General features: G+C 72.4%; 7 protein-coding genes. 4 read left to right on the top strand and 3 right to left on the bottom strand.

All coding sequences use genetic code 11. The features are described 5' to 3' along the window. Positions 1–56: 56 nt before the first annotated feature. Positions 57–1,304, bottom strand: coding sequence for a glycosyltransferase family 2 protein (locus tag ETD83_RS00895; protein WP_205717421.1), 1,248 nt, complete (start codon positions 1,302–1,304; stop codon positions 57–59). Between the two features lie 501 nt (positions 1,305–1,805). Between ETD83_RS00895 and ETD83_RS00890 the strand changes: the two genes are divergently transcribed. Beyond that, complete coding sequence (locus tag ETD83_RS00890) at positions 1,806–3,647, top strand: DUF2334 domain-containing protein (protein ID WP_205717420.1); 1,842 nt, start codon at positions 1,806–1,808, stop codon at positions 3,645–3,647. Positions 3,648–3,731: 84 nt separating this feature from the next. Here the strand turns inward: ETD83_RS00890 and ETD83_RS00885 are convergent, their stop codons facing one another. After that, complete coding sequence (locus ETD83_RS00885) at positions 3,732–4,763, bottom strand: glycoside hydrolase family 113 (protein ID WP_138643111.1); 1,032 nt, start codon at positions 4,761–4,763, stop codon at positions 3,732–3,734. A gap of 115 nt (positions 4,764–4,878) precedes the next feature. Next, positions 4,879–6,150, bottom strand: a complete 1,272-nt coding sequence (locus tag ETD83_RS00880; RefSeq protein ID WP_138643110.1) for a S8 family peptidase — start codon at positions 6,148–6,150, stop codon at positions 4,879–4,881. Between the two features lie 235 nt (positions 6,151–6,385). On the opposite strand from ETD83_RS00880, the gene ETD83_RS00875 reads away from it, so the two are divergent. The 3 genes from ETD83_RS00875 to ETD83_RS00865 all read left to right on the top strand — a co-directional run bounded on the left by ETD83_RS00875 (position 6,386) and on the right by ETD83_RS00865 (position 12,749). Further along, the gene (locus ETD83_RS00875; protein ID WP_138643109.1) at positions 6,386–7,561 is read left to right on the top strand and encodes an epoxide hydrolase family protein; all 1,176 of its coding nucleotides are present in this window, start codon (positions 6,386–6,388) and stop codon (positions 7,559–7,561) included. A gap of 398 nt (positions 7,562–7,959) precedes the next feature. Next, positions 7,960–10,806: a class IV lanthionine synthetase LanL gene (lanL, locus tag ETD83_RS00870; protein ID WP_138643108.1), complete on the top strand. Its 2,847-nt coding sequence runs from the start codon at positions 7,960–7,962 to the stop codon at positions 10,804–10,806. Next, complete coding sequence (locus ETD83_RS00865; protein ID WP_138643107.1) at positions 10,803–12,749, top strand: S9 family peptidase; 1,947 nt, start codon at positions 10,803–10,805, stop codon at positions 12,747–12,749. Before lanL ends, ETD83_RS00865 begins: the two co-directional genes overlap by 4 nt.

The raw sequence follows: 12,749 nt of genomic DNA, 5'->3' as shown, positions 1-12,749 counted from the left end.
TGAGAAGGCCGCCGCGCGGCGGAAGGTCCGGGGTGGGGGTCGGGTGGCGGTCGCGCCTAGGTCCGTGCGGTCTTGAACCAGGTGTGCCTGCCCGTGAGGACGCGGCCGAGGGCCCACCAGCCGGAGACGAACCAGATGTAGCCGTAGATCACGTAGATGTGGCCGAGCAGCAGTGAGTACGGCCTGCTCACCGGCTCGCGCTTGCGGTAGACGAACGCGTAGGCGGCCGCGAGGCCGAAGGTCATGACGTAGAACCAGGGCAGCCACCACAGGGACAGGGCGCTGTGCCCGGTCCGGATCGAGGTGACGGCCGTGTCGCCGAGCATCAGCGCGAACGAGATCGGCAGCAGCGACGTGAGCAGCAGCAGCGCCGGGCTCGACAGGTGGTAGAGCAGGTCCGCCGCCGGCCGCGGCGCGATCTTGTGCAGGATCAGCGGTGCCAGGCGGGACGCCTGGATGTGCCCCTGGAACCAGCGGGACCGCTGCCGGAGCAGCCGCCCGAGGGTGAGGACGGCCTGCTGGTGGACGGCGGCCGTGCCGCAGTAGGAGTTGGTCCACCCGGCCGCGATCAGCCGGACGCCGAGGTCGAGGTCCTCGGTGAGGCAGTCGCTCCAGGGCCTGCCGGGCAGCGAGCGCAGCGCGGCGAGCCGCATGAACTGGCCGTTCCCGCCCATCCCGACGCTGCCGAGGTGGCGCCGGGCGTTCTGGAAGATCTCGCCGTAGACGACGAATTCCATGTCCTGCAGCCGGGCGAGAAGACGGTTGTTGCGGTTGTACATGCGGACGCCCACCTGGACGGCACCGACGTCGGGATCGTTGAAGAATGGGTCCACCTGTTCGGCGGCGTGATGGTCGAGGCGGCCGTCCGCGTCCACCACGCAAATGATGACGTCGCGTGGATCTTTCCCATCCAGGACGTTCGTTTCGGACAGCCATTCGAGTCCGGCGTTGAGCGCCGCGCCTTTTCCTTTGCGGGCGTCCGGAAATACGCGCCGGTAGAGGTGGATTCGGCCCTCCGCGGCGGCCGCGGCGGCGGTGACGAGCTGAGGCGTTCCGTCATCGGACGCATCGTCCACTACGAGGACCATAAAGTCCTCCAGCGGGAGACCGGCGAGGCGCGCCAGGCTTTCGCCGATCACTTTTTCCTCGTTCAGGCACGCGAGCATGAAGACATAGGTTCGATCCCTTCCCGTCTCGCGCGGTTGTGGTGTCCGGCGCCGGGACAGTACGAACATTCCGCTGTTGTACGAGACGGCCAGCACGATGATCGCCAGGCTTCCGGCCACCGCGAACTGGCCGATCACGGCCACTCCCGGCCGCGCCGCGCCCTTACCCCGGCCGCGGCGCGAATCCGCGCACCGGCGAGGAAAAGGCCGAAAGCGGCCACGCAGTATAACCCGAAGCCGATTCCAGTTATCTGCAGAAAGGTTCGTGCCACCTGCATGACAGGCGTCTGATCCGGTGTGGCCACGATGCCCGTGAAGGCGAGAAGGACACCGATGGAAGACTTTATGTACACCGCCATATACCCCCGTTTCCGCGCATGCCTGCGAGCGGAAGGACCCCGTTCTCCGTAGCTCCCCTTCGACGGATGCGGGATCTCTCCGTGCTGTTCCACTCGGGACTCGTCAAGTGTTCCTGGGGAACGGTACCTCGAAGTAAAGTCCTGTCAAAGTCGAGAAGATGGAAAAGCCGCGGATCGGCCGGATCGCGCCAACGTCGCAACGTTTACCGTGGCTACGGCACGACTTTTCGCCCAGTGTGCGGCGTTTTCACTCTTCGTTGAGGTACGTGGAGGCAGTTCCATGACCATGAAATGGCGCAGCCGAAAAGGGGCTGTACTGCTGGCGGCGGTGACCGCGCTGGCCCTGCCCGGACCGGCGGCCGCCCATGCCGCCGGGACCGCGCACACCGGCCAGGCGGCCCGGACCGCCCCGGCCGCACCGGGCCACGCCGGGCCGGACGCGCGGCACGCCGGGCCGCTCTCCCTCGGGCGCCCGGCGCCCGCGCTGAAGCTGAAGGAGTGGGCCACTGCACAGAGGGCGGCCGACCGGCTCCGGCGAGCGCAGCCGCGGGCGATCCGTCCGCTCCCGGGGTTAAGGCTCACGCCGCCCAAGCCGGGGCCGCGGCGAGACGCCGACGCCTCGGCGCTGGTGCTCTACGACACGGCCGGCCCCTACGGGTTCCTCGGCGAGCTGTACGGCATGGCCACCGCGAACCTGGCCGGCCACTTCGGCACGGTCACGGCCAAGCCCGTCGCGCAGTACGCCGCCGGGGAGGTCGAGCAGCACACGGCCACCATCTACGTCGGCTCGACCTACTACGGCGGCACCGTCCCCGACGAGATCCCGAACGCCTTCTACGCCGACGTGGCCACCACGGCCAAACCCGTCGTGTGGATGAACGACAACATCTGGACGCTCGCCGGCAAGGTCGGCGTCCCCGCCTTCACCCGCAAGTACGGGTGGGACCCGACCCGGTCGTCCTTCGAGCCCGTCGGGAACGTGACCCGGGTCGACTACAAGAACGAGCAGCTGACCCGCACCTTCCCGGCAGGGGCCGACGGCGGCATCCTGCGCCCCCTCGTCACCGACCCGGCCGTGGTGACCACCCTCGCGACCGCCCAGGACACGAGCACGACGCCGACGACGGCCTTCCCCTGGGCGATCAAGTCGGCCAACCTGACCTACCTCGGCGAGATCCCGTACGCCTACACCAACGAGACCGACCGGCTCATCGCCTGGCACGACCTGCTGTTCGACGTCCTCGCGCCCGACACGCCCACCCGGCACCGCGCCGTGCTGCGGCTGGAGGACATCAGCCCGGCGAGCGACCCCGCCGACCTGATGGCCGTCGCCCAGTACCTGGCCTCGCAGAACATCCCCTACGCGTTCCAGGTGATCCCCGTCTACACCGACCCCAAGGGCGTGTACAACGACGGCGTCCCGGAGACCATCACGCTGGCCCAGCGGCCGCAGGTCGTCGACGCCCTCAAGTACATGGTCGCCAACGGCGGACGGATCGTGGCGCACGGCTACACCCACCAGTACCAGGACGTCCAGAACCCCTACACCGGGGTGACGGGCGACGACTTCGAGTTCTTCCGCTCCCACATCGACGCGAACAACTCCGTCATCCTCGACGGCCCCGTCCCCGAGGACTCCCTGGCCTGGGCGTCCCAGCGGATCACCACGGGCAAGGCCGCCTACGCCCCGGCCGGGCTGCCCATACCCGCCATCTGGACGACCCCGCACTACGCGGGCTCCGCCCTCGCCTACGAGGCCGTCAAGCAGTCCTACGCCGCCCGGCTGGAGCGCAGCCTGTACTTCGCCGGTCAGCTCTCGGGGGGCCCCATCGACGGGCAGCGGTACATCGGCCAGTACTTCCCCTACCCGGTCCGTGACATCGGCGGCGCGACCGTCCTGCCGGAGAACCTCGGCAACTACGAGCCCGAACCGGCGAACAACCACGCGGCGCGGCTTCCCGCCGACATCATCCGGGCGGCCCGGTACAACCTCGTGGTGCGCGACGGCTTCGCGAGCACCTTCTACCACCCGTACTTCGGGACGGGCCCGCTCACCGACATCGTGACCGGCATCCGGGACCTCGGCTACACCTTCGTCGACCCGGCGAGCCTGATCCAGTGAGGATGAGCCTGATTCCGTAAGGAACGGCGGATCCTCCGGCGCGCGCAGCCAGCGTCCGGGCGTCACCCGGGGCGCGCTGGGATGTTACCCGGGGCGCCACCAGCGCCGGAGGATCCGCTCCGCGGGCTTGCCGTGCGGCGAGTACGAGAGGCTCCTGGGGGTCTCGGCCGCGCCGGGCCAGTCGTCCCACATCCACCAGTGGACGCCCGCCCACCACGACTGCCCGGTGCAGCTCGCCAGAAGGGCCTCATAGGCGGCGGCCTGCTCCGCGGCGCCGTCCACCTTGCTGATGTCCCAGGCCCACGGCTCGGTCGTGGACCCTCGCTGGCTCACATACCCGGCCTCGGTGAACAGGACCCGGCGTCCCCGGCTCGCGGAGAAGCGTCCGACACGCCGCAGGATCGGGTTCCACGCGCGCCGCAGCGCCGCGACGTCGGTGGTGGGACGGTCCGCCAGCGGCCAGTAAGCGTCGATCCCGATCAGGTCGAGGACGTCCCAGAACGCCACCCGTTCGTACTCGTCGTAGTTGGCGGCGTAGACGAGCGTCCCATCGAACTTCGCGCGCACCGCCTGGACGATGGCGAGCCAGGGGCGCCGGTCGCCCGACAGCCCGGCGAGCTCGGTGCCGACGGCGAACTCGTCCACGCCGGTCTCCCGTGCCAGGTCGGCGTAGTGCCCGATGAAGCGCGCGTAGGCGGCGTACCAGCGGGGCGCGTCCCGTGGCCTGATGTCGGCCCGGTCCTGGTCGCCGGGCAGATCCACATGGGGTTTCAGCAGGACCCGCAGCCCGGCCCGCCGCGCCAGACGGACGATGTGCCGCACGCTCGCGTCGCTGGCCGTCTGCTTCGTGGGGTGCATCTCGCCGTCCTGCGGCGCCCGCTGGTACCAGGTGGGGTTGAGCTGTATCCAGGTCGCGCCCGCCGCGGCGATCGACGCGACATAGGCGCCCGCCTGCGGCCCGGCGTAGTCATCGGAGTCCCAGGACGGCAGCGCGATCCCGTACTGCCGCACTGCCTGCGCCGACGGGCGGTTCACCTGATCCTCCGGACCCGCGTCACCGGACATCGAGCACGAGGTGGCCGCGGACATGGCGACGAGCAGCGCCGCCGCCCGCATTCCCCTGCCATGGGCCGAAGGCCCATCCCCCTTTGTCACTCGTCCCATTCCATCTGAACTGGCCGCGCCGCGCGAGCGGAGACCCCTTCATGGCCGGAATGCGACAGGTCCGGTGCTAGCGGCGTCCGCCCGGCGTCCCGAGCGCGGTGACGTTCAGCAGGAGGTTGGGGGAACCGGTGCCCGGGTTGGAGATGACGCCGCGCTGCGCCGCGTTGACCACCGCGTTCCGCGCCTCCAGCGGTGTCGCGTTCGGGTGCTTCTCCAGATAGATCGCGAGCGCCCCGGCCGCGTGCGGCGTCGCCATCGACGTGCCGCCCAGCACCGTCGAACCGGTGTCGGACCCGTTGTCCGCCGAGACGATGTCGCCGCCCGGCGCGAACAGGTCGAGGCAGCGGCCGTAGTTGGAGAAGAAGCTCACCCAGTCGCCCTCGTCCGTCGACCCGAGCGTGACGGCCTCGGGCACGTCGCCTGGCGCGTCGCAGCCGTTCCTGGAGTCGTTGCCGGCGGCGATCGCGAACTGGATGCCCGCGCGGATGGCGCCCCTGGTCGCCTCGCGGAACGCCTCCGGCTCGGGGGCGGGCGGGTCGGAGGCGATGCTCATGTTGCCCACGGCGGGCTTCTGGGCGTTCTTCGCCACCCACTCCAGGCCCTGGATGGCGAGCCGGTCGGGGGAGTAGCCGTCGCAGTCCAGGACCCGCACCGCGACGATCTTGGCGTCCTTGGCCACCCCGTACTCCTTGCCGCCCACGGTGCCCGCGACGTGCGTGCCGTGGCCGTGGCAGTCCTGCGCGGTGGTGTCCCTGTCGACGAAGTCGTAGCCGTCGACCGCCCTGCCCTCGAACGTCCGGTGGCTGATCCGGACTCCGGTGTCCAGGACGTAGACGCTCACGCCGGTTCCGGCGCCCGGGTAGGTGTACACGCGGTCCTGCTTTCCGTCGACGCGGTCCGTGCCCCAGCTCGGGGGGTTGGGCTGCGTGCCGCCCCCGGCCGTGCGGACCATCACCGACTTCTGCACGTACCGCACCGCCGGATCCGCGGCGAGGCGCCGGGCCTGTGCGGCGCTCATGTCGGCGGCGAAGCCGCGCAGCACGGCGCTGAAGACGCCTTGGACGGAGCCGCCGTAACGGCGCGCCAGATCGTTCGCCTCGGCGGCCACGGGGGCGTCGGCTCCGGGCGCGAGGGACGTCGCGCCCTTCAGGGCGACGATGTACTGGCCGTCGACCGTGCCGGGCGCGTCCGCGTTGATCACGTGGCCCCCGGCGGCGTTCGCCGTGGCGCCGGCACCGCCGAGACCGCCGGCGCCGCCGACGCTCAGCAGCGCGGTGACCGCGATCACGATCGTGCGCCGGGCCCTCGGCCCTTTCCGGATCTTCCTGACCGTTTCCATCCTCGTTCGCCTCCGTACCCGTGGCGCGGGCGGCCGGGAGCTGGGCCGCCGGGGCATAACACTAGGCTTTGGGATAAAGCGGAACAATCCAACAAAACTGACCAAAAGGGGAGCTTCTTCCGGCAGTTTCTCCTCGCCTCCGGTGCTCAGGCGCCATTCCCGGGGCCATCGACGGTGATCATCACCGGTGAACTCCTAAAGGCTGCGATGCGGCGGCGCGCGTAGGGTGTGGATCATGGCGGACACGGCGCATCTTCCCGAGGCATTCACGGCTGAGACCGAGCCCGCGGCGCTTGAGGATCTCCGTGCGCGGCTGCGCGCGACGCGCTGGCCGGACGCTCCCGAGGACGCCGGGTGGTCGCTCGGGACCGACGTCGCCTACCTCCGCGAACTCGTCGCCTACTGGGCGGACGGGTTCGACTGGCCGGCGCAGGAGGCGTGGCTCTCCCGGCTCCCCCGCTTCCGCGTCCGGCTCGGCGGGCTCGGGATCCACTTCGTGCACGCCCGGGCGGCCGCACCGGCCGGGCCCGTCCTGCCGCTGGTCCTCAGCCACGGCTGGCCGGACTCGTTCTGGCGCTACGCGAAGGTCATCCCGCTTCTCACCGACCCGGGCGCGCACGGCGCCGACCCCGCCGACGCGTTCGACGTGGTCGTACCCGACATTCCCGGCTTCGGCTACTCCGATCGTCCCGGTCGGCCGCTCGACTCCATCGCCGTCGCCGGGCTGTGGGCCGAGCTCATGCGCGTCCTCGGCTACGAGCGGTTCGGCGCGGCGGGCGGGGACCTCGGCAGCCACGTGAGCCGCTACCTCGGGCTCGACCATCCCGGCCGCGTCGTGGCCGTCCACCGGATGGACGGGGGCCTGCCCGTGTTCACCGGCGACCCGGCCGATCTCACCCCCGAAGAGCGCGCCTGGTTCCAGACCGTCGCGGAGTGGGGCGCCGCCGAGGGCGCGTACGGGGCCGTCCACCGCACGAAACCGCAGACCGCCGCGTTCGGGCTCACCGACTCGCCGGCCGGGCTCGCCGCGTGGATCGTCGAGAAGCTCCGGGCGTGGAGCGACTGCGGCGGGGACGTCGAGCGGCGCTTCACCAAGGACGAGATCCTCACGAACGTCACCCTGTACTGGCTCACGGGGACGATCGGCTCGTCGATGCGCATGTACCACGCGAACGCCGCGATCCCGGCCGCCCAGCACGCCCGCCGGGTCGAGGTGCCGTCCGGGTTCTCGCTCTTCCGCGGCGACATCGTCCGGCCCCCGCGGGCGTGGCTTGAGCGCACCACCAACGCCGTGCACGTGACCGAGCCTCCGCGCGGCGGGCACTTCGCGCCGTTCGAGGAACCCGAGCTCTACGCCGAGGAACTCCGCGCCTTCTTCCGCCCCTACCGGACGGCGGCGACCGGCACGTAGCACACCGCGTCGGCGATCCGCCAGCGGCGGATGTGGCGGTGACCGGCCATGACCGGTGCCGAAACTGATTCGCCGCCGAATTGGTAAAATCCAGACCGATTCCTTAGACATTCGAGGCGGACATTATTCGCATTTCAGGGCGCCGCTAGTATTTGGATCATCTCTGCCCGCCACATTCGTCCCACGATCTTCAGGTGCCGGTAAGGCTCTTGTATCGCTTTGGTAAAAGCCCTCGACGGGCCTCCTCTGGTGCCTCCGGGGTTCCGTGGCTACCGTGTTCTCGTTCGCCGGATACCTCCATTAAATGAGCTAAGGCGATAGATCGGAAAGACGGCGAGATCACACCGCGAAACGGACCAGGAAACCGGGACGAAGCGCAAAGAGGGCGGCAATCCACCATGGCGGAATTCAGTTTCAGCGTCTTCTCCGGCGCGGCGTCTCCCGGCGCCGGGGACGGCCGTCTGATCGAGGTGCTGGACCGGGCGCTCGCCGCGCCGTCCGGCACGTCCCGGTGGACGGTGCGCCGCGGCGCCCTGTGGTGCCACGTCGAGCCAGAGGACGGGATCTGCCCAGCACAGGGATGGAAGCTGCACGTCTCCGCCACGCCGGCCTCGGCCGTCGAGGTGCTCTCGCGCTCGCTCGCGGTGCTCCTCGCCGGAGGCTCCTCCTTCAAGTTCGCCGCCGGCCACGACCACGTCGCGGCGCTGAACGCGCGCAACACTTCCCGCGGCCATTCGGGCAAGTTCATCACCGTCTATCCGCGGAGCGACGGCGAGGCCGTCCGGCTGGCGCTGGAATTGCACCGGGCGACGGAGGGCCTGCCCGGGCCGCGCATTCTGTCCGATCGGCCCTACGCTCCGGGCAGCCTCGTCCATTACCGTTACGGCGCCTTCATCGAAGATCGCCGGATCACCAACGACGGGTTCTACGCCTGGATGATCCTCGACCCCGACGGCAATGCCGTGGAGGACCGGCGCACCGGCAGATACCTGCCTCCCTCCTGGGTGGAATGTCCCTTCCCGGATCACCGGCCGAGCGGTCAGCCCGCGACCGCCGGGGCCAATGGCGGAAACGGCGGGAACGCCGATGGCGGTGCGGCCGGCGGCCGGAGCGAGATCCTCATCGGAACGCGGTTCGCGGTCCGCGAGGCGATCCGCCACACCAACAAGGGCGGCGTGTACCGCGCGGTCGACACCCGCACCGGCGACCCCGTGGTGATCAAGGAGGCGCGCCCGCACGTGGCCGCCGACGAGAGCGGGGCCGACATCCGCGACCGCCTCCGGACGGAGGCACGGACGCTCACCGCCATCGAGCCCCTGGGGCTCGCGCCGCGTCCGGTCGAGCTGTTCACCCAGAGCGGGCACCTGTTCCTGGCGGAGCAGCTGATCCCGGGAACCTCGCTGCGGCAGTGGACGGCGGACCTGATCGCCGACCGCGGCTGGGGGCCGCACCTGCCCCCCGCGCTGGAGATGGCGCACCGGCTGGCCGGGCTGATGATCGAGGCGCACGGCGCGGGGCTCGTCCTGCGCGACTTCAACCCGAACAACATCATGGTCCGTCCGGACGGCACGCCCGTCCTCATCGACCTGGAACTGGCGGTGACCGCCGGAGACTCCGAACAGGCGCCGCTGCGCGCGGGCACCCCCGGCTACGCGGCACCCGAGCAGATGGACGGGGCGGACCCCCACCCCACCGCCGACCACTTCGGCCTCGGCGCGACCCTCTGCCATGTGATCACCGGCGGCCCGCCCTTCCTCCTGGACGAGCGTCCCGCCCCGAGGTCCTTGACCGGACGGCTCGCCGAGTGGCTGCGGGCCCGCACCCGCGACCTGGAACCGCCCGCGGCCGTGACCGCCCTGCTCCTCGGGTTGATGGCCGACGACCCCGGCCACCGCTGGTCTCCGGCGCAGGCCCGCGAGACGCTCGCGGCCCTGACCGCGGGCCGGCCGGACGTCCCGTCCGCTAGAGCGGCGATGGCCCCGGCTGCTGTCCCGACCCCCGGCGACGGGGTGACCGCACGCCCGGACGGCGACGGCCCGGAGTGGCTGCGGGAGCAGTGCGAGCGAGCGGCCTCCGGCATCGTCGGGCATCTGCTCACCTCGATGACCCGCGGGGAGGGCGTCACCTTATGGCCCGCGTCCTGCGTTCACGGAGCACCTGACCCGTGCAGCGTCCAGCACGGCGCCGCCGGGGTCCTGGGCGCGCTGGTCCGCTGCCACGAGCTCGCCGCCGTCCCCGCCCCCGGCCTTCCGGAGGCGATAGCGGACGCGAGCCGGTGGATCCTCACGCGACTGGACGACGGCACGGCGCGTCCCGCCGGGCTCTACTTCGGCACCGCGGGCGCCGCATGGGCCGTCCTGGACGCCGGGCTGGCGCTGGACGACGGCGCTCTGGTCGACGCCGCGCTGGCCGTGGCCGACCGCCTGCCGACCGCCGTGCCCGGCCCCGACGTCACGCACGGGACCGCGGGCATCGGCCTGACCGCGCTCCACCTGTGGGCCCGCACGGGACGCGAGCGCTACGCCGACCGTGCCGTGGCCGCCGCCGACGCGCTGGTCGCGGGCGTCGAGCGGGGGCCGGACGGGCTCGGCTGGAGCACCCCCGCCCAGCACGAGTCCAAGCTCGCCGGGCAGCGGTACTACGGGTTCGCGCACGGCATCGCCGGGGTCGGGTCCTTCCTGATCGCCTGCGCCGAGGCGACCGGCCGCGGCGACTACCGGAGCCTGGCCGCCGACGTCGGGGAGCACCTGCTCGCCGCGGCGGCCGTCACCGAGCGGTCGGCGCAGTGGGGCGCCGGTCCCGGGGACGCACCGACGGCGCCGTACTGGTGCCACGGCGCGGCGGGGATCGGCGCGTTCCTGGCGCGGCTGGGCACCGCGACCGGCGACGAGCGGTTCGTCCAGTACGCCGGGCGCTCAGCGCAGGCGGTCATGGACGACCGCTGGCGCGCCCCGCTCGGGCAGTGCCACGGGCTGGCCGGAAACGGCGACTTCCTCCTCGACCTCGCGGCGCTCACCGGCGAGGACCGCCACCGCGACGGCGCCTGGCGCCTCGCCGAGATCATCGTCGCCAACCGGGCGCACCGCGACGGGCACAGCGTGTTCCCCGACGAGTTCGGCCAGGTCTCGGTGACGTGGGGGGACGGCATGAGCGGCGTCCTGGCCTTCCTGCTGCGGCTGCTGCACGGCGCCCCCCGCCTGTGGACGGCCGACGCCGCCGCGATCGGTTCGGGGCGGGCGTCGTGAGGGTCGCGCCGGGCCTCGCCCTCCCGGAGGCGCGGCTCGTGCCGAGCCGGTTCGGGTTCGCGTTCTCCGCGGGCGGCCGGTGGGCCGCCTGCCTGAGCACCGTGCAGGACGACGTCACGCTCGAACGATGGGACCTCGCGTGTCCCGCGCCGTCCCGCCGCGCGCTCGACCGCGCCGGCGTCGGCAGGCTGATGATCGACGGTCCGGTGATCGACCGGCACTGCGGAGCGCTGCCGCTGGACGACGGCCGCGTCCTGCTCGTGCGGCCGGCGACCGACGATCACGGAAGACCCGCCGGGCACGGGACCGTGCTCGCGGTGGGACCGGCCGGGTCCGGGCTCCAGGTCACCCGGTCCTGGCCGGTCCCGGCTATGCTCGGCGGGTTCCTGCTCGCCGGGCCAGGACCGGCGCGGACGGCGCTGCTCGTCACCGTCGAGGACGGGCGGAACTCGCGGATCTGGCGGCTCACCGCGTCCGGCCTCGAACCGGTCCTGCGCATCCCCGGGACGCTCGCGGGCGGCGTCTGGGTGGACGACGGCCGCACCCTCGCCCTCGACCACACCGCACCGGGGCACCGCACCGACGGCATCCTGGTCGACCTGCGCGAACGCACCTGGCGCCGGGTCTGGTCGGTGGCCGACACGACAACCGACCGCATCGCGGCCTACAGCCTCCGCTCGGGCGCCCTGGCCGTCACCACCACGTCGCCGGGCGCCCAGCAGCCGGGCGCCGAGCGGACCGGGCTGCGGTTCCCGGGCGGCGGCCCCATCCGGTTCCCCGAGACGCTCAACCGGTCGTCCGGCCTCCGGACGCCGCTGACCTTCGACGCCGCGGGCGAGCGCCTGCTCGTCAGGGAGATCCGCGGCGCGGCGGCGCGGCTCGCGGTGTACACCCCGGCGGCGGACCGGATCACCGCGATCCCCGGCCCGCGCGGGATGGTGTGGGCGCCCGCCCGGTGGGCGGACGACGGCCGGATCCACGTGCGCTTCTCCGCACCGCACCGTCCGCCCACCCTGGCGACGGTGCCCGGTCCGGCGCGGCCCGGCGGGTCACCGTCCGGGGCCGGTGACGACCCGGCACCGTCCGGCTGGTCACTGGCCCCGGACGCCACCGGCACCGGCACCGGCGGCTGGCAGCGCGCCGAGCTGATGGAGCTGCCCGGCCCGGCGGGGCCGATCGAGGCGATCGTCTACGGCGGCCTGAATCGCCCGCGCCTCGTGATGGCCCTGCACGGCGGCCCGCTGGCGGCTTGGCGGTTCGAGTTCGAGCCGCTCTTCCAGCACCTCGCGGCCGCGGGCGCGGGCGTGGTCGCGCCCAACTACCGGGGCAGCACGGGCTATGGCGAGCGGCACCTGCGGCCGGTCATCGGCGACTGGGGCGGCCCCGACCTGGACGACGTCGTCCACCTGGCGAGCGCGATCGCCCGTGACCGGGACGCCGCGGGACTGCCCCGCCCGGTCGTGCTCGGCGGAAGCTACGGCGCCTTCCTCGCCCTGCTCGCGGCCTGCCGGTCGCCGGAGCTGTGGTCGGGCTGCGCGGCGCTCGCGCCCTTCACCTCGGCGGACGGTCTGCGTGCCGCCGCCCGCGGCGCGGTCAGGGAGCGCGTCGCACGGCTGAGCCGGCGCGCGGCAGGCGCGGGCGCGGGCCCGGGCGGCGGACCGGGAGCCGGACGTGACGTGCTGCGGGCGTGCACGTCGATCACCGCGCCGCTGCTGATCGCCCACGGCGCCCGGGACGAGATCGTCCCGGTCGGGCAGTCCCGGGCGCTGCGGCGGCGCCTCCTCGAACTCGGCAGGACCGAAGGGGTCGACTTCGACTACCTGGAGGTCGACGACGGCCACCAGGGCGTCGTCCAGGCCTGGCAAGCGGTCCTGCGTGCAGCGGTGGTCCGCTTCTGCCTCACCGCGGAGCGAACCTACGCCACCGACCAGGAAAGGAGGTGA

Origin of the sequence: Actinomadura soli, from assembly GCF_005889715.1 — a bacterium.
GTDB lineage: Bacteria > Actinomycetota > Actinomycetes > Streptosporangiales > Streptosporangiaceae > Spirillospora > Spirillospora soli.
The sequence above is the reverse complement of the archived record's forward strand: the minus strand, read 5'-3'. Positions and strand labels throughout refer to the sequence as shown.